Origin of the sequence: Fontibacillus phaseoli (genome assembly GCF_003337355.1) — a bacterium.
Lineage (GTDB): Bacteria > Bacillota > Bacilli > Paenibacillales > Paenibacillaceae > Fontibacillus > Fontibacillus phaseoli.
Genome location: NZ_QPJW01000001.1, coordinates 206118 through 232617, shown reverse-complemented (window position 1 = coordinate 232617; position 26500 = coordinate 206118). Strand labels below are relative to the sequence as shown.

The following is a 26500-nucleotide window of genomic DNA, read 5'->3' as shown; positions in this document are numbered from 1 at the left end:
TCATTTGTTGCACTATTTTGATGTTTTGAAAAGAAACAAAAGAATCTTTCGATCCGCTTGCGCGATTCGAAAGATTCTTTCTGCTGTCACGGATTTCATAGTTTAGTAAGCTCAAACCGCCCGGGCTGCTTCCTCGCTTTCTTGAAACTGAATCCGGTACAATTTTGCATACAAGCCCTGTTGGGCCAATAAGGATTCATGGGTGCCTTCCTCAACGATCCGTCCCTGTTCCATCACCAGAATCCGGTCGGCATTCAGTATGGTAGAGAGCCTGTGGGCAATGACTAAAGTCGTACGGTTTTGCATCAATAAGTCAAGCGAACGCTGGACGAGACTTTCCGTTTCGTTATCAAGAGCCGAAGTAGCTTCATCCAGCAGCAGCAACGGAGCTTCCCGCAAAAAGGCCCTTGCAATCGCAAGGCGTTGCTTTTGCCCTCCGGAAAGCGATGCTCCATGCTCCCCAATCTGTGTTCCATATCCCTCCGGAAGCTTCGTTATGAAATCATCGGCCCCAGCCATTCGGGCGGCTGCCGTAATTTCTTCTTCCGTCTTTTCTTCGCTTCCAAAGGCGATATTATCCCTTATCGTTCCCGCAAAAAGATACGGAACCTGCGGCACATAAGTCGTAAGCATCCGTCCCCTTTGAAGCTGGTCTTGCAAAGGAATGCCATAGAGTGAAACGCTGCCTGCATTCGGCTGATAAAGTCCGCAGCAAAGGCGAACGAGCGTCGATTTTCCCGAACCGCTAGGCCCGACGATAGCGACGGTTTCCCCGGCTTGAATCTCAAGATTCAGGCCGTTGAAAAGACCTGTATTCTCCGTTTCCGCAGAGGATGCATGCGCATAATCCACTTCCCTGAGACAAATTGCCGGCTGCTCACATTTAGCTTCGAGCCCTTTAGAGACCATCGGGGCCAGGTTTGTTTCTCCATATGTCTTTGCAGCTAATTCGGTATTCGTGACAGAAGCCTGAAATTCCGTGCTGCTTTCCCGTTGTCGTTCCTCCCCATCGTCTTCCGTTCTTTTGTCGAGAATTTCAAAAATCCGGTCGGAAGCGCCCAGCGCCTCCTGAACCGATCCCCAAGTCTGGGACATATGGACAAAAGGCCACTGAACCCTGCCAATTAATAAGACGAATGCTAATACGCCCCCGGCAGTCATCCCGCCTCCTAGGGCTGAATAAGCTATTAGACCCGAACAGGTGATCATGACCGCGTTATTGACAAAGCCGGAGGTCTGCCACAGCAGGCCGATCAATACCGTTCTTTTCCGCTGCAACACCCCCAACTGAGCCCGCTCATCCACAAACCGTTTAAGCAAAGCATCTTCCATTCCGAAAGCCCGGACCACCGTCATTCCCTGAACTACTTCCTGAAGCAATGACCTGAGCCCCGCATCCCGGGCAAAAATTTCTACGGATAAACGACGCAGTTTCCGGTCAAAAAAACGGCTGCAGAAAAACACGACAGGTCCGGAACCGAGCGCAAGCAGCGCGATCCATACATCCGAGCGGGCCAGATAAATAAACGAAACCAGGGTGAGCATCAAGTTATATAAAAGCTCATACACGATGTTGCTGACCATGCTCATCGCCGAATTTGCATCTTTATTGTTACGCGAAGACAGGTCGCCGGAATGCATACCCTGAATCTCCTGAAAGGAAAGGCGGTTACTTTTGTCGAACAGCCGGGATCGCAAATCCCAGGTCATGCGGAATTGAACCGCAAAACGAAAATAATGCTGGAAGATCAGACAGACCAAGATAATGACGCAGGCGATTCCGCATAGAACCGTAATCCGGCGCAGGCCGTCCATGTCCGAATTGGTAATAGTGTCAATAAACAATTTTTGAACCGTAGCAAATCCTATATCTATAACCATTTTAGCGCCGAGCAAAAGAATGGCGGCCAGAAAACCGGCCCGGTACAGGCCAGCATAGCTTACTAATCGGCGAAACGCGGACCAGACGGTTAAGGGCGGATTACTTTCCGAATTGGTTTTGGCCGTCATAGGCTTCCTCCCTCCGCCAGGACGAGCGGAGCTTCCGGTGAATGCAATCCTTTTTCCACCAGCGCCCGGTACCTTCCGTCTTCCGCCATCAGCGATTCATGACTTCCGGTTTCCAGAATCGAACCCGCTTCCAAATAATAAATCACGTCCGCGTCCCTGATCGTAGACAGCCGGTGCGCGACAACGACCGTGGTTCTGCCCCGCATCAGTTCGCTCAGAGCCCGTTGAATGATCTCCTCATGCTGGCTGTCGAGCGCGGCGGTCGGTTCGTCAAGAAGCAGTATTTCCGGTTCGCGCACAAAAGCGCGGGCGATCGCAAGCCGCTGCCGTTCCCCTCCGGACAAGGTCAACCCTCGCTCCCCGATCACGGTTTCATAGCCTTGCGGCAACCCTTCGATAAATTGGTGAATCCCCGCCGCACGGGCCGCATCTTTAACTGCCGGCAAATCGGCGTCAGCCCGCCCCCAGGCGATATTTTCCCAAATACTTCCAGAGAAGAGATAAGGTTCCTGCGACACATAAGCCATTCTGCTTCGCCACTCGCCAGGAGGAATTTCTGCCATGGCTCCCATTTCGCATTCAACGCTTCCCTTCACCGGCTCATAGACGGCCATCAACAGGCTGAGAATCGTGCTTTTTCCGCTCCCGCTAGGCCCGGCGAAGGCGGTTACCTTTCCTTTTTCAATATCGAACGACAAGTCTCTGAGTACCGGATCATGGCTGCCATAACCGAAGGAAACCTCATGAAACGACACGGTACCCAGGTCGCCGCTGATCTTGGCATCGCTTTGTCTTCGGGTCTTCTCTTCCTCCAGATCGACGATTTCGAAGACCCTGTTGCCCTGAGCCAAAGCCGATTGCAGCTCCGTCCAGAGATTGGAAAGTCGGGAAACCGGCCTGGTAATGGAATCAAAGGTGATGAGAAAAGCCGCCACCGCCCCCACGTCCAGGCGCCCCTGAATAACCAGATATCCGCCGAAGGAGAGCACGTACAGCAGGCCGCCGAGGACCACCGCGAACGGCATATTGTATCCCACCGCTTCAAGACGGGTTACTTTTAAATGAAGCGAGGTAATTCGGTCCAACCGTTGCCGGAACTGTCTTCCGAGCCTCGGAGCGAGCGAAAAAGCGCGTACCACTTCAGCCCCCTGCAGCGCATCCTGGACAAAAGCCTGCTGCTCTGCCACAGCCTGTTCCCTCTGCAGATGCAAATTGCGCATCCGGCGGCTGAACGGGATCATTACAAGCGGCAGCAAGATGCAGATCAACAGGGTTCCCAAGGTCAAAATGTATTGCAGCGACAACAAATAAGACAACAGAAATACGATCTGAAGCAAATTTCCGAACAATGCAATCGACTTCTCGTTGATCCCGCTTTGGGCTGCAGGCGCCGCGTCCTGAATTCGGCTGATCAAATCGGCCGAGTGATACTTCTCCAGTTCCTTTGTTTTCGAGCGCAATAACTTTGACAAGATGCTTGCCTGCAGGCTTGCCGTTGACCTGATTTCCAGCGTACCGGACAAATACGAACTAATGAAATTACCTGCCGCATCCGTAACAACTACGATAACTGCAAATATTACGCCGGAAACGAGTCCGGATAAATCTTTATTGACAGCGGCGTTTATAATTTTGCGCAATCCTTCCGCCAGAAGTACCCCGCTCACCGCCAAAATACCGGCCAGAATACACAAAACAATATACCGCCCCAGATACGGCCTGCCGAGCGATATTAACCGCTTTAGTGCAACGCCGGCCCCCATACTTATTCCGGCCGTACCGGAATTCTCTTTAACTTCGTCGGTTCCCATTCCGCCTTCTCCCCTTCTCCCAACTGCTCAGTCGATATCGGTTCCCCCCTGCTGCTTATTCATCCAGCATGACTTTTGACGTCAACTCCAGAAGTTCGCGAAGTCTCTCCTTATTCAAGTGATAATACAACCGGTGATCGCTCCTCTTGAATTCCACGAGATCCAGAAAGAAAAAGAAGTTCGCGTGATAGATCACCGCGGCCGGCGTAATCCCCAATTCAGCCGCGAGTTCGCTGCCATAGCGAGGCCGTTCCCGAAGCAGCATAACGAGGTCCATTCTCCGCTTGTCCGAAAGCGCCTTGAAAAATAATTCCGCCTTTTCCCGTTCCGCCGCCGGGCCGAAAACCCGGTCGTTATGAACGCCGAAAATCACCCAGAAATACGGTTTGTTCAACGGCCACATGTGATAATTCCCAACCTGGGATACGAAACTCACATGGAAGGCAGACGGGGTGTGAAACAGGTCCGGATCGGATTTATGGATATCTCTGATAAACCGTTCGGGATCCCCTTGAAAAAACGTTTCGTACCGGATCATAGCCCGCTCGCATTCCTCCCGGATGACCTTGGACCAATCCGCAAACACCTCACGGTAAAATTGCGAGATCAACTGCAAATAACGCTGCTTGGTCTCTTCCGGATGGGCCAGGCATTCAAGAAGCGGCTGCTGCGCGGCCTTTACTTCCTCCAGCGGAGTTATAAGTCGCACCCGTTGAATCAATCCGGGCAGGTCCTCGTACATATCTTCCCATGGACGGTCCTGGAGAAGATCTTCCATTTTGTCGTAATAAACGCCATAGGCCATATTCACGACCATTCTTTCCGCCTCGGCATCCTTCAGGAGCAATATCCAAGCCTCTGCGCTCAAAGGCTCAGGCGAAGCGGCAATGGATTCATAAAACGCATAATCCAAAGCTTTATGGAAATATTCGTATTCGAAAAAAAACTGCATTTCCCGAAGCATGTGAGGTGACATTTTCCTTTTGGCATCCTCGTATATCGTCTCAAGCAGCGGATCCAGTTCAATTCTATACTCCTCGGCCGCTTGAGCCATCTGGCGCTCACAAGCGAACATGCCCATCGTTACGATCAGTTCAAACGCTTCATTGTACGCAAAACTGATATTCTTCTTGAGTGGGACTTTCAAATGAATCGCCTCCTTTTTAGAAGAACTTTAAATAATGGTATTTATCAATAAGATTTAATATTTACTTAATGTTAAATTAACCCTTTTCTTTGCTTTTGTCAATCTTTGGATTCCACCGAAAATCCAACGAAAAGACTTCGACTCCCCGGCGTGAAATCAAAGAAGATCATGCCGCCATCCCCAGCAGAGACAGAAACAATAAAGACCGCTTGGCCCATGGCCAAACGGTCTTTCGCTCAAATCTTAGCGGGGGTCGCCATCTTTCACGGGTACGCCAAAATTCGGAGTCCCGTCTTCGTTCCAATGGAACACCTGGGCCCGGGTATGGCGGTTCGGGTCATATAACGGGTCCCCTGTGATCTCTTTGTAATTTCGGGCATGATAGATGATCACATCATCCAGACCGTCCTCCGACACCGTAAAGCTGTTATGCCCCGGCCCATACTGCCCCGTAACTTCATTCGTTTGAAAAACGGGCTTCGGCGATTTCTTCCACGATTTCGGATCCAGCAGGTCAGCCGATTCATCAGCTGTCAGGAGGCCCATGCAATAATTGAAATCGGTGGCGCTGGCCGAATAGCCAATGAAGATTCGTCCGTTCCGCTTGAGCACGGCCGCTCCTTCATTGACGCGAAAGCCGATGATTTCCCACGGGTGCTCCGGAGTCGAAATCATTACTTGTTCACCGGTCAGCGTCCAAGGGTTGCTCATTTTGGAAATATATAAATTCGAGTTGCCTTCGATGTCAGGATCCTTTTGCGCCCATACGTAATACTGTTCACCCTGATGCTCGAACGTCGTGGCATCCAGGGCGAACGATTCCCAGCGGGTACGAACTTGACCTTTTTCTACCCAAGTACCCTCAAGCGGATTAACGGCATCGTTCTCAAGCACAAACATGCGGTGATCAAACAAGCCGTCTTGCGTTTCAGTCGTTCTTGCGGCGGCGAAATAGATATACCATTTCCCCTGAATATAATGAATTTCCGGTGCCCAAATGTTGGCGCTAAGCAGTCCGGTTTCATATTTCCGCCATACCACCGCAGGAATCGCATCCTTCAGTCCCTGAATGGTGGTCGAACGGCACACTTCGATCCGGTCATATTCCGGAACCGAGGCCGTAAAGTAGTAGTACCCATCACGGTGTTTATAAACCCACGGATCCGCTCTCCGCTCCACAACCGGATTGATATATTCTCTATTTGTGTCCATGCAGGTTTCTCCTTTTAGCTAGTAATCCAAAATGATTATTTGTCTCCACTCCGTCCCAATTCCATTTACATGATTATCCCTTCACCGCACCCGCCGTCATGCCGTCGATAAAGTACTTCTGGAACGCCATGAACAAAATAAAGATCGGAACGATTGAAAAGAAAGATCCTACAATAAGCAAATCATAATTATTCCCGTACGGCGTAAGCAGTGTTTTCAAGCCGATCGGCAACGTATATTTGTCTGAATTGCTAAGAACCATGAACGGCCACAGGAAGTTGTTCCAACTGTTCATCCCGTTCAAAATCGCCATTGCAGCAAAGGAAGGCTTCATGACGGGCAGAATCAAACGCATGTAAATCCCGTATTCCGATGCACCGTCCACACGGCCCGCGGCAATGATTTCTTTCGGAATCCCGCTTAAATATTGCCGGAAGAAGAAGATTGTCGCCGCGCTCGCAATTCCGGGCAGAACAATCGCGGAATAGGAATTCATAAGCCCGATATTGTTCGTAAGCGTATATAGCGGCAGAAGCAATATTTCAAAGGGAACCATCATAATCAGAAGCACGCAGATAAACAGAAAATTTTTCCCTTTAAATTCATAGGCCGAAAATCCATAAGCGACTGTGGCACTGACAATCAAGGTAAGTGCAACTTGAACGACCGTCAGAAACAACGAGTTGAAGAACCAAGTAAAGTAGGAATGATTGCCCGTAAACAAAAAGATAAAGTTATCAAAGCTCATCCGGGACAAATCGAAACTTAAATTCAGACCGTTTCTTACTAGGTCTTCGCCCGGTTTAAAAGAAGCGAGAGTAATCGCATAGAACGGAATCAACACTAACACGCAAAGAACCGTAAAGAATACGAAGAGGGAGATCTTGAACGCAAATTGCTTTTTCACCATTAATTCTCCTCCTTCTTAAACAGGCCGGTAAACGCCAATTGGGTCAGGTTGATGATCATCGTTATGGCGAGCAGAACGATTCCCACCGTAGCCGCGTAGCCCAGGTTATTCTTCTCGATCCCTTGTCGGTACAAATAACCGACGATCGTAAGACCGATATTTTTCGGCGAGTTGTTGCCGTTCCAAAGCATCATGCTCTCAATAAACATAGCCAGACCGGCATAAATACTGATCGTGAGCACGTAAACCGTCGTCGGCTTCAGGAGCGGCATCGTAATTTTCGTAAATTGCTGGAATTTGGAAGCTCCATCGATGGAGGCGGCTTCATAGTAATCGTCCGGGATATTTTTCAAACCCGATAAAAAGTACAGCATATTGACCCCCGTCCATCTCCAGGTAGCCAGCACCAGCAGTGCAATATAACCGGTTGCCTGGCCTTTCAGAAACTTAACCGGGTCAATCCCGAAAAAACCGAGTACGCTGTTAATCAGGGAAGTATCCATTTCACCGAACATCAGGCGAAAGATCGTGCCTGCCACCACTACCGAAGTAAGCGCCGGAAAGAAAAAGGAGGATTTAAAAAATTCCCTTCCCCACATTGACTTACTGTTAATCAGCACCGCGAACAACATCGGAAAAGGGATTAAAATGATCAAAGTAAAAATCATATAGATCGCGCTATTGGTAATTGCCTTTAGGAAAACTCCGTCGCCCATCAGCTTGGAATAGTTATCGAAGCCGATCCATTGCGTCTCCTGGCCGAGCGTCACCTTCTGAAAACTCATCGTAAACGAGCTTGCCAACGGGTATACCCAAAAAATGATAAAAACCGCGACAAACGGCAGCACAAACACATAAGGAGCGACCTTTTGCGAGTACAAGAACCTTTTTATCATAGCTTCCTACCCCTTTTAGAAGAGAGCTGCCCCGGTAAAAGAGCAGCCCTCAAGTCTTGATACCATAGCTTACTTCAATTCTTGTTCGATTTGGGCCTGAGCATCATCCAGCGCTTGCTTGATGTCTTTTCCGTCCTCAAAAATTTCGTTCAGCGTGACGGTACAGAGTATATTGTTGATGGTTGGGCTGGCAGGAGTCGATTTGATGAGCTGAATTTCATCTTTAATTTCATTCAAGACGTCAAACGGGTTATTAACAAAGTATTTAACGAACTGATTCTCCGGGTTATGAGTTACGTCTTTCATATCCCACACGTCCATGTTGATCGGGTCAAAACCAAGCGTATCCCAAATATCGATGTTGGCATCCAGAGAAAGTTTGGCGTAGGCGATAAACTCTTTCGCCAATTGTACGTCTTTAGCCGTTTTAGTCACTACGGTTGCCGTACCGCCGCCGCCGAAGGAGCGTGGCATGCCTTTTTCCATCACGGGCAAAGGAGCGATCGCGATTTTACCGGCAAGGTCGGACATATAGTTGGTATAACGGGACATTTGCCACAGCGGCATAAATGCGGTTGCGTAATTGCCGGCATTGAATTCGCCGTAAGCTTCTTCCGTATCGGGCTGTCCGCCTGCGATGGTAGCGATCACATTGTTGTCCTGCAGGTCTTTCATCATGGTCAACCCTTTGACCATTGCTTCACTATTCACAACCGGGTTGCCGGCATCATCTGTAAAGTCCGCTCCTTGCTGCGCGAGCAGCATGGACTCTTGCCAAGTAGCGCTTGTGTCGGCCGTTCCCATGTACTTGCCGGTTTTTTCGTATACTTGCATACCAGCTGTCTTGAAATCGTCCCAAGTGACGATGTTTTTATAATCAACGCCGGCCGCTTCAAGAATTTCCGTATTATAAAAAGCCACGGAAGCACCTACGTGCGTAGATAATCCATATACGGTGCCGTCTTTGCTGTAAAGGTCGAGCTGCGATTGGACGACAGTCCCTTTATAAGGTTCAATCACATCATCCAACGATTCCAATTGCGGGGTCCCTTTCATGAAGTCCGGGTATTTGCCAAGCTCTATATCCGCGATATCCGGAGCACCGACACCGGTTTGCACCGCGATGGACAGCTTGTTATGCATATCGTCATAAGGCATCACCGTTACATTCAGCTTGATTTGACGATCGGGGTTGGCTTCGTTCCATTTCTTCAACATGCTTTCAAAATGTTGGCCGTGCAGCTCCACGAAAGTCCACAAGGACAATTCGGTCGCATTCTCGCCGGCCCCGCCTTCCATGACGGATGTTTCCCCGCCGGCATTTCCGGAAGATTTGCCGCCGCATGCCCCCAACATTGTTGCCATTGCCAGCACCAAAAACATAATAAACCATTTCTTTTTCATACCTTTGACCCTCCCACATGATTGATTGCGGCCTAAGCCTTTTTCAAACGGATAACATTCCAGGAAGCTTTGGATAAGCGGGCATGTACGAAGCCGTCCCGGCACTCCGCCCCTCCGCCGGAATGAGGTTTGACTTTTTCCTCATCCGCCGTATTAACCGCTTTCAACTCCTCGTTTTCAAGCACGATATGCTCGACTACGCGGTAGTTCTCGAATCCCCGGATATCGCACTCCAGTTCGAGCGCTTCCTCCAGATGGCGGTTGACGGCGAAAATCGTAATTTCCTCGACGTCTTCGCGGTATACGACGGCGCTATCGAGATAAGGGACATCGGTGTAATCCTGCGCATCATATTTTGGCGAGTCAACGATCGGCAACAGCGAAACGCCGCGGCCATATCGGGAAGCGTGCAAGTAAGGGTAGAAAATCGTCTGTTTCCAGGCACGTCCCCCGTTTTCGGTCATAATCGGCGCTATAACATTGACTAACTGGGCCAGGCAAGCCATTTTGACCCGGTCGGCGTGGCGGAGCATCGTAATCAGCATACTGCCGACAAGCAAGGCATCTTCAAAGTTGTATACGTCTTCCAATTGCGGCGGGCCAACGGTCCAAGGATCGATTTTGGTGTCCGCTTCATTAGAGTGATACCATACATTCCATTCATCAAAGCTCAGATACATCGTTTTTTTGCTGCGTTTCTTCGCTTTGACGTAATCGCAGGTGGCGCTTACCGTCCGGATAAAATGTTCCATGTCCATCGATCTGGCCAAGAAATTGGCCGTATCATTATCCCGGTTGCCATAATACTGATGGAGTGAGACAAAATCGGCGACCTCATAGGTATGATCCAGCGTAATCGCTTCCCATTCCGGAAAAGAAGGCATCCCCGTGCTGGAGCTGCCGCACGAAACAAGCTCGATACTCGGGTCAACGAGGCGCATGGCCTTTGCTGTTTCATAAGCCAATCGACCATATTCCTGCGGGGTCTTCTGTCCGATTTGCCAAGGTCCGTCCATTTCATTGCCCAGGCACCAGGTTTTGATGCCGTGCGGCAGTTCATACCCATGCCTCTTTCGCAGATCACTCCAGTAACTGCCTCCCGGATGATTGCAATACTCCAGCAGATTTCTGGCCGCATCCACGCCCCGGGTTCCAAGGTTAACCGCCATCATGACATCCGACCCGATTTCTCGCGCCCAGCGGGTAAACTCATTCGTACCCACTTCGTTCGGCTCCACTGTCCTCCAGGCGAGATCCAGGCGTTTTGGCCGATCGTTTAACGGGCCGACACCATCCTCCCAGTTATATCCGGACACAAAGTTTCCTCCGGGATAGCGGATTATGGGAACATTCAATTCTTGAATCAGCTGTTTAACATCCTTGCGAAATCCGTTGCTGTCCGAAGCGGGGTGGGAAGATTCATAAATTCCTCCGTAGACCGCCCTTCCCAGGTGTTCGACAAAGGAGCCATAAATTCGAGGGTCGACTTCGGCGATCTTGAACGATTTGTCCACAATCATTTTTGCTCGGGGTGCTGTTGATGCTGACGACAAGTCTATCACCTTCCGTTTTATATAATCCTAAACCTTTTCGAAATAACTTGAATGAATCCGCTTACAGGTATAAAATAACACATAAGAAGTGTCATGTAAATACATAAACCTAAATCTTTTTATATTTATATAAACATAAATAGGATTATCTTTAAAAGTAACTAATATAATAGCTTTATATACGCAAATTTGTATTTTAATTTTATATTTATATAAACCAAACAAACATAATAGTACCATTTTTCGATAAATTATTAAATATTTTTACAATTATTGATTTAAAGCTTTATTAATCAACCGAATTAGTTTATAATTATCTAAAATAAATAGATTTTTAATTATTTCCTATTGGAAGAGGGTTATTTTAAATGATCTACATCAAGGATTTGATGAGCGGGATCGATATCTTCAAAGCTTTAAGTTCTGAGATCAGAATTCAAATCCTCGAACTGCTTGCCAAAAACCAAGCCTTGAATTTGAACGAACTCGCCACGAAGTTAAATCTCAGCAACGGCGCTATCACTATGCATATTAAAAAACTCGAAGAGAGCGGCCTGATCGAGATTAATACTTCCGTGGGAAAACACGGCATCCAGAAAATCTGCTACCTGAACAAAGACAAACTGATGGTCGATCTTAGAAGCAAAGATGTGGAAAACCTGTACGAAGTGGAGATCCAGGTGGGACATTACAGTAATTACCAGGCAGTTCCAACCTGTGGGCTGGCTACCAAGGACAGCATTATCGGCGACTTTGACGATCCCCGGTACTTCGCCGATCCGCAGCGGATCGATTCCGAGATCATCTGGCTCGCCGAGGGATTCCTGGAATACCGGATTCCGAATTATCTCAAGCCGAATCAAACGTTTCGGGAAGTTCAGTTTTCCATGGAACTCGGCTCCGAGGCTCCGGGATTTAACGACAACTATCCGTCGGACATTTATTTCTATGTTAACGGGATCGAAATCGGCTACTGGACCAGCCCGGGCGATTTCGGAGACGCCCGCGGGACGTTCAATCCCGACTGGTGGCCGCCTCACCTCAACCAATACGGGATGCTCAAACTGATCCGCATCAACAATGAAGGAAGCTTTATCGACGGTTGCCGGATTTCCGATGTAACGCTCGATCAAATACAGCTGAATTACAAAAGCGAGCTTACGTTCCGCATCGCCGTGACCGAAGGATCGGCCAACAAGCGCGGCCTCACGATCTTCGGCAGAAATTTCGGCAACTACAGCCAGGATCTGCTAGCCCGCGTGCTGTATAATGTAGTTGAGTAAAGTTCGGGCCAAGCGTTCAATGCGGTCCATAACAAAACGAGGAATGCTTCTCCAAGGGGGGCATTCCTCGTTTTATTAGTTTTCTATCAAAGCAGGTAAGAGGCATGCATTGCTTGGCGCAGCTTCCCTGCAGGGAGGTATATTTACTAGCCTGTCTCCGAATCCGGCCGCAACAAGCCGCTGCGGTGCCCGCTTGGAGGATGTTAAGATCGGCAAAAATCGCGATCGTCGGCCCGGCACGGCACGGTGATTTTGACGCCGCGGATAATGAGCGAAGCCCCCCGCCGACGTAAAACCGGCTCTACAGGGATATTTGGCACCTTGCAATGAAACAGGAACATAGAAAAACCTCACCCTGACGGGTGAGGTAACAGACATGAAAAGGCGAGTTACATCCAAAATCCGACCGAATGAGGTCGAAATCCCACGCTCTACCGGGCTGCCGTAATCGTCAGCTCTTTCCCGTGGGTATCCCTGGAGTTGCTTCCAACCAGCACGGAGACACGGCACGGTTCCACCGCGAACCTCATCTCCCGATTCCAGATCGCAAGCTCCTCCCAGCCCAGGGTAAAACTGACAACCCGTTCTTCACCGGGGAACAGCTCCAGCTTTTGAAAGGCTTTAAGCTCGGCCAAACGCCGGGTGATACCGGATTCGCGCGCACGGAGATACAATTGGACGGTTTCGGCCCCGGCGCGGGTCCCGACGTTTTTGAGCCGGACCGTTACCGTTACTCTGCGGCCCGCTTCCAGTTCGGCTGCGGTTATTTCTTGCCGTGACAAGCCTGCCTCCAAATATTCGAACTTCGTGTAGCTCAGCCCGTAGCCGAAAGGATACAGCGCCGCGGAAGGCATGTCGACATACACCCGCAGGCGTCCGGGATCTTTTTGATTGTAGTAAACGGGGAGCTGTCCGGAAGACCGGGGGAGCGATACCGGCAGCTTCCCGCTCGGGTTCGCCTTGCCGAACAGCAGCTCGCCGATCGCCCGGCCGCCCTCCGGTCCCGGATACCAGGCGCAAAGCACGGCACCGCAGTGCTCGTCGACCCCGGACAGGGCATGCGGCCGGCCCTGAATGATCACCGCCACCACCGGAGTCCCGGTGGCCGCTACTTCTTCGACCAGCCGCCGCTGTAAGCCGCCAAGCGAAAGATCCGCGAGGTCTACGCCCTCCCCGCAATCCATTTCCGACGGGTTGCCGTTCGACACAATGGCCTCGCCGTTGCTGTCAAACTCCCCGTCGAACCTGCGGGCGCTGCTGCCGCCCAGCACCAACACGCATACGTCCGCGTTCTTCGCGGCATCTACCGCTTCCGCCAGGCCTTCCGTGGACAGATCGCGGATGCCGCAGCCGTGGGCGTACACGATCTCCGCACCTGCCGGGGCTACCGACCGGATTCCCTGCAGCACCGTGGTTCCGCTGCCTTCGTGCTGGACGCTCGTATAATCGCCAAGCTGGTTATACAGCCGATCGGCGTTGGGACCGATCACCGCGATGCGTTTCCGCTCTGCCCCAAGCGGCAGCAGTCCGCCCTCATTCTTGAGCAGCACGGCCGATTCGCGGGCCAATTGCAAGTTCACTTCGCGGAACTCCGGCCTGCCGACCATGGAGATTGGTCGCATTTCGTTGACATACGGGTGGTCAAACAGTCCCAGCCTGAATTTCAGGCGCAACACCCGCCGCACCGCCCGGTCGATATCATCTTCGGTCACGAGCCCTTGCTTGACCGCTGCTTCCAGTGTCGAAAATGCCGTATCCCACAGGCTCAAATCGACGCCCGACTCCAGCGCGAGGGCCCCCGCGGATTCATGGCTGCCGGTCAGTGCCAGCAGCCGGTCTATCGCGCAGCCGTCGGCCATGACGATACCGTCAAAGCCCCATTCTTCGCGCAATATTCCCGTAAGCAGCGGCTTGTTCGCATGGCATGGCACGCCGTCGATCTCGTTATACGCCGCCATGAATCCGGCGGCGCCCGCCTCCTTCCCGGCCTGGGCCGCGGGAAGATGGATCTCGCGCAGCTCCCGCTCGCCGATCGGCGCGGGACCGGCATTTCGCCCGCCCTGAGCGGTGCCCTGGGCGCAAAGATGCTTGAGGACCACCGCAACTTTGCCGATATTGGCGAGGTCCTGCGAGTTGTCGCCCTGCATCCCCCGCACGGCGGCTTCCGTAAACCGCGCGGTCAGGTACGGATCCTCGCTGAAACATTCCTCGGACCGGCCCCAGCGCGGATCGTGGAGAATGTCCAGCGCGGACACCAATCCCACATGCGCTCCACGGCTGCGGATTTCGGCAGCCACATAGCCGTATGCCTCTTCCATCAGCGCCGGATTCCAGGTCGCCCCGACGGCGAGATTCACCGGAAGCATCGTACCGTCCAGCGCCTGATGTCCGTGGGGACATTCTTCCGTCAACAGCACGGGGATCCCTAGGCGGGTATGTTCCAACATGTACTGTTGGACCATATTAGCCGCTTTCGCGCTATCGGAGGCCGTAATTCCGTTGCTATAATTAACGCCGGACCAGGGGTCGCTGCGGAACAAGCCGTAAAGCGCCCCCATCCCGCCTCCCTGGGCGACTTCTTTTTTGAATTCTTCGGTCAGGACAAAACCGTCCACCCGTTTGACGTAAGCGTTCCATCCATACATGCGCTGGTTAAGCTGTCCAACCTTTTCCGCCAGCGTCATTCTTTCCAGCAGATCGCTGATCCGCTCTTCAACCGGCACATGCGCCGCTTTATATTTTTCCATCCCGCATCTCCCCCCGCTTCGTACTCATGATACGGGCTCTTAGGTTCTCTGGCTGCCCGCGTCCCTGGTTGCGCTTAGCCCGCGGTATTCCTTCGGCGTCATTCCCGTATACGATTTGAATACGGAAACGAAATACTTATACTCCTTGTATCCCACTTTATCCGCCACTTCAAAAACTTTATCATGCGTTGTGGCCAGCAGGGCTTTGGCCTGCTCCATCCGCATTTCGTTCATATATTCCGTAAAGCCTTTGCCCGTGCTCTGCTTGAAAATATAACTGAAATAGCTCGGCGTAATTTTCAGCCAGGTTGCCACCTCGGAAGCTTTCAGATCCGTACGGTAATGCTCGTTCATATATTTTTTGGCCTTCTCGATGATCCAGTACGATTTATCGATGCCATAGTGGTCAATTTGCCGCAGCAATTCCTGCATCTCTTCCCTCACCACTGTCTCCAGCGAGGTGTACGAGTTAAAAAGGTTCAAATCCGGGTTTGCTTTGTGACCGTAATCCAGCTCGGTCATGCCGCTTTTCCGCAGCCGCTGCCGGAGCAACGCCGACAATTCCTCATACGCAAGCAAAATATCCCCCGGCAAAAACACTTCTTTCCGAAAAAACTCAAACATCCTCTCTACCTGAGAGGCGACTTCATCATGATCTTGTTTGAACATGGCCGTCAGCAGGCTTTTCGCCATATCGGCGGCATCGAATGCGGGCAGATTCCGGTCCTGCTCAATAGAGTCTCGATATTCCGGCAATAGAAGGACTTCGTCCTCCACTACGTGATACGGAAGCAACCCGTTGGCCTCGGCGCAACGCCGGGCCGTCTCTTCCAGATCATCGTAAGGCTCGGAAGCTCCGCAGTAAAGATTGCCTTTCCGGAGTTCCGGCAATGCCTGTTCCAGGAGCCCGTCCCACGTTTTCTTATCCAGACGGATATCGGACACGGCTAACGTAACGAGGAGGTTTTCATGATCGAACACGGATATCACGCGGAGGAATGGATGCCCGAGTTCCGTATGCAGCCTTTGAATCCAATCGTTCTGGATTTCCCGGTAGCTCTCCGGCGACTGTTCCCCAAACCGCTCGACAAAGCGGTCCAACTGGGTAACCAGCACGCGAAACTGAGCGCCCCGCAGGGAGGCAGGGGCTTCTTTGCCGTAGGCGATGCCGTGGCGGGCCATATTCGACAGCCATAGCTTCGCCTCCTGAGCTCCCCCGACTCTCGCTTCGGCCCGTATGTCAGTGACGATTTTTTGAACAACCCGGATCAATTCCTCGATTTCAACCGGCTTGAGCAAATAATCGCTAACCCCCAGACGGATGGCTTGACGCGCATATTCAAAATCCTCGTAACCGCTGATCATGACGACGCGCACTTCCGGGAACCGCTCCTTGAGGCGCTCCGCTAACTGTAGCCCGTCCATGCCCTCCATCCGGATATCGGAAAGCACCACGTCCACCTCGTGTTCTTCGAGTAACCGTAGCGCTTCCCTACCCTCATAGGCTTCTCCCACGACTTGAATACCGAGCTCTTCCCAATTTATCGTGTGCCGCAAGCCTTCGCAGATAACGGGTTCGTCGTCCACGATCAGCATCTTGATCCAGTTGTCTTTACGCTCCAATTTACTGTTCATGCTGCTCACCACCATGATCCTGACTTTCTCCCGAAGGAATTCTCAGACGTATCCAGGTTCCTTGCGGAGAGGTACTGACAATTTCCAGACCGTAGCCCGTTCCGAAAAAGATCGAAAGACGCTCATGGATGTTAGCCATGGCCCCTCCTATGTTGTCGTCCTTGTTCCGGCCTTGAAGCAAGGCTTGGATTTCCTTTTTCCGTGCCGGGGTCATCCCTTTCCCGTTGTCGATCACATCGATCCATATTTCCTCGAAGGCGGCATAACCATTTACCAGGATTTCATTGACCGGTTTCGACCGGTCAAACCCGTGCTTGATGAAATTCTCCACCAACGGTTGGATCGTAGCTTTAAGGATCAAGGTATCCTCAAGACCGGGTTCCGTATTTAATCTATAGCTCAGCTTGTCCCCTAAACGGCGCTGCTGCAGATACAAATAAGATTGGACAAACTCCATTTCCCGGCGCAGCGTCGTCTCGTAGCTGCCGTTATTCACGCTGGAACGGAAAAATTTCGAAAGCATTTCGATCAACTGGCTCGATTTATCCGCCTTTTCCAATCGGGCCGTCCACCGGATCATATCCAGCGTATTATAGAGAAAATGCGGGTCCATCTGGTTCTGCATCAGCTTTAACTCGGATTCGCGTTCTCTCAGCTCCAATTTGTATTTATGTTCGATTAGCTGTTGGATCGTAGCGACCATTTCATTGAACTTATGGTTCAGTTCCGCGATTTCGTCCCGGGATTCAATCGGTACGCGTGCGTTAAAATCTCCGTGGGTAACCCGGTGCGTCTCTTTTTTCAACCGTAGAATCGGGGTGATGATCGTATAATGAAACCCGATTAGCGCCGTCAGGCCAAGCAGCAAAATCGCGGTCAGGATAAACACCATCAGCCATTTGACGCCGCGAAATTCATCGGCGACCGTCGCCTCGGGAATCATGGCGACGACATTCCAGCCGGTGTTATTGATCGGCTTGTACAGCGTCAAATACCGACTGTCTTTTACCGAGTAATTAAAAAATCCTTCCCGTCCGGTTGCCAGCTTTCCGAGCAGCATCTCGTCGGGCTTGAAATTCTCGCTCAACTTGTCCTTGGAGCCCAATATGATCTGACCTTGCGCCCCGATGATATATACGCTGCCCGCTCCGTCCTCAAATATGCCTTTTTCCAGCAGACGAAGGATGCCGGCTTCATCCATCCGGATCGTGAGCCTCCCGAGCGGCTTAGTGATATCGTTGTACGAATTCAGAATCCGAAACATCGAGATCAGTTGCACTTCATCATACCAATCGCTGTTCAAGCTATAACCCTCCGTCCAAATGATGCTGCCTTTGCCGGCTTCGGCCTGCCGCACCCATTTGGATTCGTCTCCGCTGAACGGTTCGCCCATCTCGATGGAACTGCCGTTATAACCGGACACTTCGATGGAGCGGATATAACTTCGCGACATAAGCTGGAAGGTCAGAAACTCCTCGATATTCTTTTTGAGGTTGGCTCTCTGATCAGTTTTTAAGGGCGGAGATGTCCTCAGGAAATTTCTCATATCAGGACTTAGAATGAGATAGTTCGCTATGTCCTCCACCATTTTCGTCTGTTCCCCAAGCTGGCTGGTCACGTTATCCAGATTGCGTTTGGTAGAATTGATGAATTGATCTCTTAATGCCTGATTGAATTTATATTGAACGACAACGCCGACGCCAAAGGTCGGCAAAATGACAAAGAGCAGGAAGATGAAGAGGGCTTTTCGCTTCAGTCCGAAATTTCCGAGATATTTTCTGTAGCGTATCTTCATGCCGTATCTTCCCCTCCTCACTTTCGCCCGGTTTAACCCTTAACCGCTCCCGCCGTCATCCCGTTAACGAGCTGCTTCTGCAGCAGCAGGTAGAATATCAGGATCGGGATCAGCGCAATCGTCAAGGCAGCCATCTGCAGGGTAAGGCTTGCCGTTTCGATGCCGACGAAATTGGCCAACCCGAGCGGCAGCGTCTTAAGTTCCGTCGAGGTGATCAGCACGAGCGCGAATAAGTACTCGTTCCAGTTGTAGATAAAGTTCAAGATAATGACCGTGGCCAGGGCCGGCCTTGTGATCGGCAAAATAATCGACCAGAAGATGCGGTATACCCCCGCACCGTCCATGACGCCGGATTCCTCCAAATCTTTCGGGAACCCCCGCATGAAGCCTTCCAGAATGAAGACGGTCAAAGATAAGTGAAATGCCGTATAAGGCAAAATCAGCGACCAGTACGTATCAAGCAAATGCAGTTTTTGCATGATCAAAAATATCGGAATCAGGGTAGCATGGATCGGAACCAGCATCCCCAGCAAAAATAATCCGTAGGTCATCCCCTGGAGTTTGAATTTGAACCGCGACAGGAAATAGGCAGCCAGCGCCCCCAGCAGCACGGTAACAAGCAGGGAAACAAACGTAACGATAAGGCTATTTAAAAAATATACGTTCATATTTGCTACTTCCCAAGCCTTGGCGTAGTTCGAAAACTGCAAGACTTTCGGAAACGAAAACGGATCTGCCGCATATTCCTGTTCTCTCTTGAAGGAGTTGACCACCATCCAAAAGAGAGGAACTACATTAATAATAGCGAACAGGCTTAAAAATGTGTATGCAAAAAACTGAAACAGCCCTGATTTTCTATTCATGGCGCATTCCTCCCTTCCTTAAGCATCTTTCTCCCGGCCAAACCGGTTGATTAGCGAGATGACGATTAAACTGAACAGCAATACCAGAATGGATACCGCACTGCCGTAGCCGTAGCGCATATTGATAAAAGCGCTATTGTACATGTAAATCGTCATGACTTCGGTCTGATGCGCAGGACCGCCGCCCGTCAATATCTGAATCAGGTCAAAGACGCGGAAGGAGTTGCTGATACTGTAAACTACGCCTACCATAATCGTTCCCCGAACCATAGGGATCGTAATCCGCAGGGTCCGTTTCAGGCCCGTGGCCCCGTCCAATTCGGCGGCCTCGTTGACTTCGTCCGGAATATTTTGCAGCGCGGCCAGGAAAATAACCATGTACAAGCCGCAGTTTTGCCAGATATACGCGATACTGATCGACAACATCGACCATTTCGAGTCACCAAGCCAGTTCTGTTTCCAGCCGTCCAGCCCTATCATTCCCAGCAGATTGTTCAGCATGCCGTATTCCGTGTTGTACACCATTCCCCAGATCAGGGAGACCATGACCGAAGAAATAACGACCGGCATGAATCCGATGGTCCGGAAAATTCCCGAGCCTTTCAACCCTCGGTTGAGCAGCAGCGCCAGCAGCAAGCCCAGCGGGATTTGGCCGATCAGCCCGGTTACCATGATGATGACATTATTTTTTACCGACAGCCAAAAGGTGTCGTCGCCCAAAATTTTTACATAGTTATCGAGACCGGCAAAGGTCATGGAGCCGATTCCGTTCCAATTCATTAGAGAGTAGTACAAGGACAACCCGATCGGAACGATGGCAATACCCAGATAGATGATCAGCGCCGGAAACAAACCGAGGAAAATGGCAAATTTAGTCCCTCTTAGCGTTTGCATCGGGGATTCCTCCTTTTCTTCACACCCTTGGCCTCAAGCCCGATGAAAGAAGAAAACCCGGAAAGAACGGGTTTTCTTGTCGTCATCGGATTCAAAAGTCTAAGGTGATGGATATGTCAGCAGGTTTAGTTCATGTTGTCGAAAGCTTCTTGTACTTCCTTCGCAAGGTCTTCAGGCGTACCGTGTTTTACCGTCAACGCCTGAAGACCGTTTTGCAGGACGTCGACGACCTGAGTCGGAATGACGCTGTCAAATACCGGCGCCGTGCCGTTGCCCGTCAATTCCAGCATCTCTTTCAGATACTTGCTCGCGTCTTCCGGCACGTCCACCTTCGCAGGCACGACTACACCGTTACGAATCAATTCTTTATACAAGTCTTCGCTCACGAAAAATTTCAAAAATTCTTCGGCTGCTGCCCGCTTTTTCTCGTCCAGTCCGCTCTTGATGGAAATCCCGTATTGAACGACGCCCGCACTCTTGGTCGGTTCGCCCTTACCGCCTTCTACACTCGGGAACAGGGCAATTCCGAACTTGTCACCTTCGTCGTTATTGATCCGCACTCTGCCGTCAACGGTAGAGGAAGAGATGTGCATTGCCGCTTTGCCTTGGATAAAATAATCCTGGCCCTGTACGGAATCCATGTTATTGGCATCGGTATTAAACGCATCCAGTTTGGTCAACTCGTCGATGACCGACAGCGCCTTGACGAATTCCGGATCGGTGAATTTCGCTTTTTTCTCCAGAACGGCCGGCAGGAAATCGCTGCCCGTAAACCGGTCCCCGATGATCGAAATATACGAAGATTGCAGCGGCCATTGCTCCTTGTTGCCGAGAGAAATCGGCGTAATGCCTGCCGCTTTCAACTTTTTGACCGCGTCGATGAATTTGTCGTAGGTGTCCGGGAACGTATCGTAACCTACTTGCGCAAACATTTCTTTGTTGTAGTAAATAATATCCACGAAGGTTTGCTTAGTCGGCACCGCATATTGCTTGCCGTCGACGTTAAATCCGGTCAGTGCGCTCTCCGGCAAAATCGAGTTCCAATTCTCCATCAGGTCGTTGATCGGCTCCAGCAAATTACCTGCAACAAGCGGATCCAGATCGGCGCCTGGCCATACCACGTTGATGTCCGACAGGTTATTCCCCGCGGCGAGCGTGCGGAGCTTCGTTTTGTACTGGGCGGCAGGTACGCCGTCCTGTTTGATCACAATGTTCGGATGCTGCTTCTCGAATTCGGCGATTCGCGCCTTGTACACTTCGTTATCGACGTTCGGTGACGTCCAAGGATGCATCATGTTCAATGTGATGGTCTCCGTTTCCGAGCCGCCGCCATTAGAGGAAGCATTGTTGCCCTTGCCGCATGCTGCCGTGAAAATCGCCAGCAACGCAACCAGTCCGAGAAGTACCGCCTTTTTGCCTTTGTTTGTTTTGTTCATAACCAACCCTCTTTTCTCAATAATGAAATTCGGTTAAAAACCTAACAAATCATGATCTATTTATTATCTTGATTCGTTATATTCTTATTATAAATGGTCTTTTGTTCACGCTATATCCCATGAATCTTTGATTATATCCAAATATTTAAGGTGAATGCGGGTATTTATGCGATCCAAGAACGATTGTGCGTTATATAATGTAACACATATTGTAATAATCATGAAAGTAATCCGCATTACCGTAAGCGTTTTCAAATCAATTTCAGGAATAACCGCTTGTCGCGGTCGTCCCTGCTTACTTTTTCTCTTAGTTTTCCGGCTCGTTGAGAATATAATCCACGAGTTCCTCAAGCGGCACTGTCGCCAGAGCGATCGCCGTATCGGTAACTCCATAGTAGATATAAAGCAAGCCGTCTTTTACCACGTTTCCTGTCGGAAAAATCACGTTAGGAATCTGGAAACCAAACTTCTCGTAGTATGTCTCCGGCTCCATGATAAAATTCCGCGTCCGTGCGATGATTTTCTCGGGATTGTCCAGATCGAGCAGCATCGCTCCAACACGGTATACGATCTCATCATCCACCCCGTGATACAGCACCAGCCATCCGCGGTCCGTCTTCACCGGAGGCGTCGACCCGCCGATTTTACGGCATTCCCAAGCCGGATTTTCACCTTTGGCGAGCAGCTTAGGCTCTTCCCAATGAATGAGGTCGTCGGAATAAGTGATCCACATGCCCGCTTTTTCCGTGCCGTACGCTTCGCCCACATATTCCTCCGGCCGGCGCAGCAGCACGTATTTGCCGTTAATTTTTTCAGGGAACAAAATGTTGTCCCGGTCGTTGATTTCAAGCGGCGTCGTATCGGTCAGGAACTCCCAGTCTACCAGGTTTTTGGAGGTGAGAATCGAGGAACGGGTCAGCCAATGGCCTTCCTGCTCGCCCCAGCCGTCCGGATATTCCGGAATCGAACGCTCGGGTACGCCTCTACCTGTCGGATAGTAATTCATGGCGCAAGGACGCAGCGCGTAGTTCAAATAAAACGTATCTTCGATCTTGACGATGCGCGGATCCTGCACGCTCCCGTAAGGGAAACCGAGCATGTCCGGCGTAACGATCGGCTCGTCCTTCACATGCTTGAAATGCACGCCGTCTTCGCTTTCCAGCAAACCCAGAAAGTTTTTGCATGGCGTCAGCGATCCGGCAGTCCGCTCGATCATATAGAACTTTCCGTTATCAATAATGACCGCAGGGTTGAAAACGGTTACCTTTCTCCATTCATAACCCCCCGGTACCACAATCGGATTGTCCGGATGTCTCTCAATCTTCATCTGTATGCCTCCTCATGTAAACCTAAAAAGTTCTATGGGCCAAACCGTTGCGGCGCCCGACGGAAAGGTCGGTTATCGGCACCGCGAGAGTTTAAGCAATGTCTTATAGGGTTATTATAGAACGCTTTCTTTATGCAAAATATCCTGTGAACTTTAGAAATCATCTGAATAATAGGGCTGGTTTTCGTGCGTGCCGAACCAATGGAAAAATGGCGGCCAAAAGCGAGGAAAACTAAAGGAACTTTGGCGGAGGGACCTGACACCGGCTCAAGCCGGGCGCAACGAGATAGGGATATGAAGTGACAATAGATGATGTAATTGGGAGGTTGGAGATGAAGTGATAAAAATTGAGAGGTTGAGAGAGCAAGGTATATTAACATTAAAATAAGATAGGCGAGGATTCGGAAAGCCGTTTTGGTACAAAAGAGGACATAATTGACATGGGCCATTAATTTACGTGGTGTGGCAGGCGCGTCGGTGGTTCCGAGATAAATTTGGATGTATGCGGATACCGAAAATATACCCGGCACGAATGAACTTATGACCGCGAACCTGTTTTCAGTAATTTTCCAAGCTCAATTCAACCAGCACCAACAAGCAGACTGCCGTTTTAACTCCCCCTTCGTTCCTCTCACCAGGTCACAACGGTACATCATGTCGGTCAGGCCGAGCCAATCCGGTCCACGATCACCCTGGCATTCCGGCCTCGAAGATCATGTTGGTCACGTCGTCACGCCGGTCCATGTCGGTCACGCCGGCCACGTCGGTCACGTCGGTCGCGCAGATTTTAACGGACACAGGAGACCTTATTGAGATAAAAAACGGGGCTTTTACCGGCTAACGGACACAGAAGCCCTTAAGGAGCGTTTTTCGCGGAAAAATAGGGGGATCGTACCCATTTAAGGGCTCTGGTGTCCATTAAAATTCTAAATCGGCGATTTTCCGGAGTTTAACGGCTCTCATGGCCGTTAGAAATCAAAACAACCGGGGCGAGAGGCAATATGCCATCCCATCCCGGCTGTCAGACGGTGTATTCTAGAGTCCCCGAGCAGAGACTCGAAATTCCCCTTATCGTGAACTATGCGTCATAATTTACGATATAGTTTTGCAGCTCGGTGTTATAGTAGCCGATGCTGTATTCGATGATGTTCCCTTGCTCGTCGCGCGAGTAACGGCTGCGCTTGAGCAGTGGCGCTCCTTCGGACAAGCCCAAAATTCCCGCGGTTTCCCGGGAAGCTGCTGCCACACCGAACTCGTCCCGGAGCTTGTCGAGGGACAAGCCCTGCTCTTCAAGCAGCTCGTAGAGCGATTGGTCACTTAGGTCGGCTAATGTCAGACCATCTTTCATATCGCTACTCACGAAATGCACATAGTAGATGTAAGGGACGTCATCCAGATAGTAAACGCGCTCCAGCTTCAGGCAGCTCTCGCCAAACAATCGGTGCGGTTCGGTATCCGGCACGGTCTGCTCTTTCTCCGCCCGTAGCCATTGCTTCTTGATCCGGTGGCCGGACTCCACCAGAATCTCCGTGAAATGTTTCCACTTCGACAGCTTGGAAGCCGCTTTGTTTCGGATTACCTTTGTGCCCTTGCCGCTGCCTTTTTCCAGATAACCTTCCTGGACGAGCTCCTGGATCGCGCTGCGAACAGTAATTTTGCTGACGGCGAATTCCCGCTCCAAGAGAGGCTCCGACGGAATGTTACTCCCCAAAGGATATACGCCGTGCAAAATCCGGTCCTTCAAAATTTGTTTGATCTGCAAATATAACGGCCGGTCTTTTCGGGACAAGCTCACTTTAAACTCCACTACCTTTCCACATCGCCTATAGAGTTTTCCATAGCCCGGATAACGTCCCCCTCCGAGGCCATCGGCGTATCGCCGGCTACCGTATGGGCCAGCATGCCCGCCACCGCCGCAAAATTCACCGTCCGCTCCGGCTCGAATTGCTCCAGCTCCCCATGAATAATGCCGCTGGCGAAGGCATCTCCTGCCCCTATTCTATCATAGACGGAAAATCTCAGTCTCTCCGAATGCGTAAAGTGCCCTTCCTTGAACAAAAAGCCGCGCAGAGAGTGGGAGTTATCGCCATGGATATCCCGGTGCGTGCCGGCAATCGTCGAGATTTCGTATTGTTTCGCCACCGCAGGAATCAACTCGGCCAGCCGCTCCTCCCGCCCTTCTGCGGATGTACCCATTCCCAAGGTAAACATGGCGTCCTTTTCATTCATGAATACGATATCAGCCAGTTCCAGCATCTCTTCGTAATGCGGCTTGGCGGCGTTATGTCCCTTTTCTCCCCAGAGGGAGGGACGGAAATTGCAGTCGAAAATGACCTTGCCTCCTAGACTCTTGACGGCATTGGCCAGGTTTTTCATATGACTGCGGACCCCGTCGTTCATCGCGAGCGTAATGCCGCAGAAGTGCACCGCATCGACCGATGCCGCAATACGGTCAAAATCGTATGTGCCCTCCGGCGCCGTATTGAAGCTACTTTCCAGCCGGTTGGTATAGGTTACCCGGCTCGGACGAGCCCCGAAGCCGTTCTCCAAAAAATATAGCCCCAAGTAGTTTCCCCCGCGGAGAACGAAATCCGCTTCCGCTTCAATGCCCAGCTTCCGCAAATATGCCGCAGCCGCATCGCCTAGCGGACCCACGGGCAAGCGGGTTACCAAAGCCCCCGTATGTCCGAAACGGGCCAGTGCCGAAGCGACGTTAACGCCGGTTCCTGAAAAGGAATAGTTTAAAGTACTGGCCTGCGTCAGCAGATCATAACCCGGAACCTGCAGCCGCATCATGACCTCGCCAAATGCCGCGATGGTTTTAGGCATACGTATCCGCCAGCTTTTTCATGATGCCGAGCAAATCCCGCACATCCTGAACATTGGTATTTCCGGATTCCTTATCTATGATGGATGAATAAACGTGAGGAATGACTTGCTGCACTCCCGCCTCCAGGGCGATCCGCAGAATCGGCTCGAAATTGTCCATGTCGATGCCGCCCGTCGGCTCCAGCGCAAAACCTGCCTCGGCACATGCCGCCGCAACGGCACGATATTCGTCTTCCCGGCTTAGGCCTTGCATCGGAAAATATTTCAGCGCGTTCCCGCCCATGTCGCGCACCAGCGCAATCGCCGACGCCACCGGAACGATTGCCGCCTCGCTTTGCGCCGCGCTGATTGGCCCCGTAGAGATGTTCACGTATCCGACGCGACCTGTTGGGGATACGAGGCTGTTGATCCAGCTGTTCTTATCGCCGAGATTGGCGCGGGTCGCTCCCACGGCCGGAAACACCTGGTTGATATGACTGCCCGGATAATGCTTCGCGATCTCGGCCACCACCGCGGCCTGACGGTTATCGCCGGCGCCAAGCCCGATCGACACCGCTTCGTCGATTTCCCTGCCGTAGGCTTTCATGGCGTTAACGGCTTCGTCCACCGTAGGATAAGCCTTGGACAGAACGCCTACCAGAACATGTCCCTCCGCCGCTTCAAATACTTCTTTGGCATTGGCGATATCCTTCGCCAACACGTTCAAGGCTACACGCTCCTTGTAAAAACGTTTTGCAATCTGTGACAT

General features: G+C 51.1%; 19 protein-coding genes. 1 reads left to right on the top strand and 18 read right to left on the bottom strand.

The genetic code is table 11. The annotated features are described in order from the left end of the window. Positions 1 to 111: 111 nt before the first annotated feature. The 8 genes from DFP94_RS01120 to arfA all read right to left on the bottom strand — a co-directional run bounded on the left by DFP94_RS01120 (position 112) and on the right by arfA (position 10910). Complete coding sequence (locus DFP94_RS01120; protein WP_114494607.1) at positions 112 to 2010, bottom strand: ABC transporter ATP-binding protein; 1899 nt, start codon at positions 2008 to 2010, stop codon at positions 112 to 114. Continuing rightward, the gene (locus tag DFP94_RS01115; protein WP_114494606.1) at positions 2007 to 3821 is read right to left on the bottom strand and encodes an ABC transporter ATP-binding protein; all 1815 of its coding nucleotides are present in this window, start codon (positions 3819 to 3821) and stop codon (positions 2007 to 2009) included. Before DFP94_RS01115 ends, DFP94_RS01120 begins: the two co-directional genes overlap by 4 nt. Positions 3822 to 3876: 55 nt before the next feature. Beyond that, complete coding sequence (locus DFP94_RS01110; RefSeq protein WP_114494605.1) at positions 3877 to 4968, bottom strand: ArsR/SmtB family transcription factor; 1092 nt, start codon at positions 4966 to 4968, stop codon at positions 3877 to 3879. 243 nt (positions 4969 to 5211) lie between these two features. After that, positions 5212 to 6180, bottom strand: coding sequence for a glycoside hydrolase family 43 protein (locus tag DFP94_RS01105; RefSeq protein ID WP_114494604.1), 969 nt, complete (start codon positions 6178 to 6180; stop codon positions 5212 to 5214). A gap of 73 nt (positions 6181 to 6253) precedes the next feature. Beyond that, complete coding sequence (locus tag DFP94_RS01100) at positions 6254 to 7090, bottom strand: carbohydrate ABC transporter permease (protein ID WP_181872984.1); 837 nt, start codon at positions 7088 to 7090, stop codon at positions 6254 to 6256. Then, a complete protein-coding gene (locus DFP94_RS01095) occupies positions 7090 to 7986 on the bottom strand; it encodes a carbohydrate ABC transporter permease (RefSeq protein WP_114494603.1) in 897 nt (298 codons plus the stop codon). Before DFP94_RS01095 ends, DFP94_RS01100 begins: the two co-directional genes overlap by 1 nt. A gap of 69 nt (positions 7987 to 8055) precedes the next feature. Further along, positions 8056 to 9390: an ABC transporter substrate-binding protein gene (locus DFP94_RS01090; RefSeq protein WP_114494602.1), complete on the bottom strand. Its 1335-nt coding sequence runs from the start codon at positions 9388 to 9390 to the stop codon at positions 8056 to 8058. Between the two features lie 32 nt (positions 9391 to 9422). Then, a complete protein-coding gene (arfA, locus tag DFP94_RS01085; RefSeq protein WP_114494601.1) occupies positions 9423 to 10910 on the bottom strand; it encodes an arabinosylfuranosidase ArfA in 1488 nt (495 codons plus the stop codon). A gap of 401 nt (positions 10911 to 11311) precedes the next feature. On the opposite strand from arfA, the gene DFP94_RS01080 reads away from it, so the two are divergent. Beyond that, positions 11312 to 12226, top strand: coding sequence for an ArsR/SmtB family transcription factor (locus DFP94_RS01080; protein WP_114494600.1), 915 nt, complete (start codon positions 11312 to 11314; stop codon positions 12224 to 12226). Positions 12227 to 12657: 431 nt separating this feature from the next. Here the strand turns inward: DFP94_RS01080 and DFP94_RS01075 are convergent, their stop codons facing one another. From DFP94_RS01075 to dagF, 10 genes are all read right to left on the bottom strand, one after another. Continuing rightward, positions 12658 to 14973: a glycoside hydrolase family 3 N-terminal domain-containing protein gene (locus DFP94_RS01075; protein WP_114494599.1), complete on the bottom strand. Its 2316-nt coding sequence runs from the start codon at positions 14971 to 14973 to the stop codon at positions 12658 to 12660. 39 nt (positions 14974 to 15012) lie between these two features. Further along, a complete protein-coding gene (locus DFP94_RS01070; protein ID WP_114495724.1) occupies positions 15013 to 16608 on the bottom strand; it encodes a response regulator in 1596 nt (531 codons plus the stop codon). Then, complete coding sequence (locus DFP94_RS01065; protein ID WP_114494598.1) at positions 16598 to 18403, bottom strand: cache domain-containing sensor histidine kinase; 1806 nt, start codon at positions 18401 to 18403, stop codon at positions 16598 to 16600. The genes DFP94_RS01070 and DFP94_RS01065 overlap by 11 nt, the downstream gene beginning before the upstream one ends. A 32-nt stretch (positions 18404 to 18435) precedes the next feature. Further along, positions 18436 to 19266 (bottom strand): carbohydrate ABC transporter permease, encoded by an 831-nt coding sequence (locus DFP94_RS01060; protein ID WP_114494597.1) that lies wholly within the window; start codon positions 19264 to 19266, stop codon positions 18436 to 18438. 18 nt (positions 19267 to 19284) lie between these two features. Next, the gene (locus DFP94_RS01055; RefSeq protein ID WP_114494596.1) at positions 19285 to 20160 is read right to left on the bottom strand and encodes a carbohydrate ABC transporter permease; all 876 of its coding nucleotides are present in this window, start codon (positions 20158 to 20160) and stop codon (positions 19285 to 19287) included. A gap of 125 nt (positions 20161 to 20285) precedes the next feature. After that, positions 20286 to 21596, bottom strand: a complete 1311-nt coding sequence (locus tag DFP94_RS01050) for an extracellular solute-binding protein (RefSeq protein ID WP_114494595.1) — start codon at positions 21594 to 21596, stop codon at positions 20286 to 20288. A 307-nt stretch (positions 21597 to 21903) separates the two neighbouring features. After that, entirely contained in the window at positions 21904 to 22923 is a 1020-nt protein-coding gene (locus DFP94_RS01045) for a glycoside hydrolase family 130 protein (protein ID WP_114494594.1), read from the bottom strand. A gap of 1078 nt (positions 22924 to 24001) precedes the next feature. Continuing rightward, positions 24002 to 24718, bottom strand: coding sequence for a GntR family transcriptional regulator (locus tag DFP94_RS01040; protein WP_114495723.1), 717 nt, complete (start codon positions 24716 to 24718; stop codon positions 24002 to 24004). An 11-nt stretch (positions 24719 to 24729) separates the two neighbouring features. Next, complete coding sequence (locus DFP94_RS01035; protein WP_114494593.1) at positions 24730 to 25752, bottom strand: sugar kinase; 1023 nt, start codon at positions 25750 to 25752, stop codon at positions 24730 to 24732. Then, entirely contained in the window at positions 25745 to 26500 is a 756-nt protein-coding gene (gene dagF, locus DFP94_RS01030; RefSeq protein WP_114494592.1) for a 2-dehydro-3-deoxy-phosphogluconate aldolase, read from the bottom strand. The genes DFP94_RS01035 and dagF overlap by 8 nt, the downstream gene beginning before the upstream one ends.

Bases quoted from the DNA above. Each gene is read 5' to 3' on its own strand.
- DFP94_RS01120 (WP_114494607.1), bottom strand. From the start codon at position 2,010: ATGACGGCCAAAACCAATTCGGAAAGTAATCCGCCCTTAACCGTCTGG.
- DFP94_RS01115 (WP_114494606.1), bottom strand. From the start codon at position 3,821: ATGGGAACCGACGAAGTTAAAGAGAATTCCGGTACGGCCGGAATAAGT.
- DFP94_RS01105 (WP_114494604.1), bottom strand. From the start codon at position 6,180: ATGGACACAAATAGAGAATATATCAATCCGGTTGTGGAGCGGAGAGCG.
- DFP94_RS01100 (WP_181872984.1), bottom strand. From the start codon at position 7,090: ATGGTGAAAAAGCAATTTGCGTTCAAGATCTCCCTCTTCGTATTCTTT.
- DFP94_RS01095 (WP_114494603.1), bottom strand. From the start codon at position 7,986: ATGATAAAAAGGTTCTTGTACTCGCAAAAGGTCGCTCCTTATGTGTTT.
- DFP94_RS01090 (WP_114494602.1), bottom strand. From the start codon at position 9,390: ATGAAAAAGAAATGGTTTATTATGTTTTTGGTGCTGGCAATGGCAACA.
- arfA (WP_114494601.1), bottom strand. From the start codon at position 10,910: ATGATTGTGGACAAATCGTTCAAGATCGCCGAAGTCGACCCTCGAATT.
- DFP94_RS01080 (WP_114494600.1), top strand. From the start codon at position 11,312: ATGATCTACATCAAGGATTTGATGAGCGGGATCGATATCTTCAAAGCT.
- DFP94_RS01075 (WP_114494599.1), bottom strand. From the start codon at position 14,973: ATGGAAAAATATAAAGCGGCGCATGTGCCGGTTGAAGAGCGGATCAGC.
- DFP94_RS01070 (WP_114495724.1), bottom strand. From the start codon at position 16,608: ATGAACAGTAAATTGGAGCGTAAAGACAACTGGATCAAGATGCTGATC.
- DFP94_RS01065 (WP_114494598.1), bottom strand. From the start codon at position 18,403: ATGAAGATACGCTACAGAAAATATCTCGGAAATTTCGGACTGAAGCGA.
- DFP94_RS01060 (WP_114494597.1), bottom strand. From the start codon at position 19,266: ATGAATAGAAAATCAGGGCTGTTTCAGTTTTTTGCATACACATTTTTA.
- DFP94_RS01055 (WP_114494596.1), bottom strand. From the start codon at position 20,160: ATGCAAACGCTAAGAGGGACTAAATTTGCCATTTTCCTCGGTTTGTTT.
- DFP94_RS01050 (WP_114494595.1), bottom strand. From the start codon at position 21,596: ATGAACAAAACAAACAAAGGCAAAAAGGCGGTACTTCTCGGACTGGTT.
- DFP94_RS01045 (WP_114494594.1), bottom strand. From the start codon at position 22,923: ATGAAGATTGAGAGACATCCGGACAATCCGATTGTGGTACCGGGGGGT.
- DFP94_RS01035 (WP_114494593.1), bottom strand. From the start codon at position 25,752: ATGCCTAAAACCATCGCGGCATTTGGCGAGGTCATGATGCGGCTGCAG.
- dagF (WP_114494592.1), bottom strand. From the start codon at position 26,500: ATGTCACAGATTGCAAAACGTTTTTACAAGGAGCGTGTAGCCTTGAAC.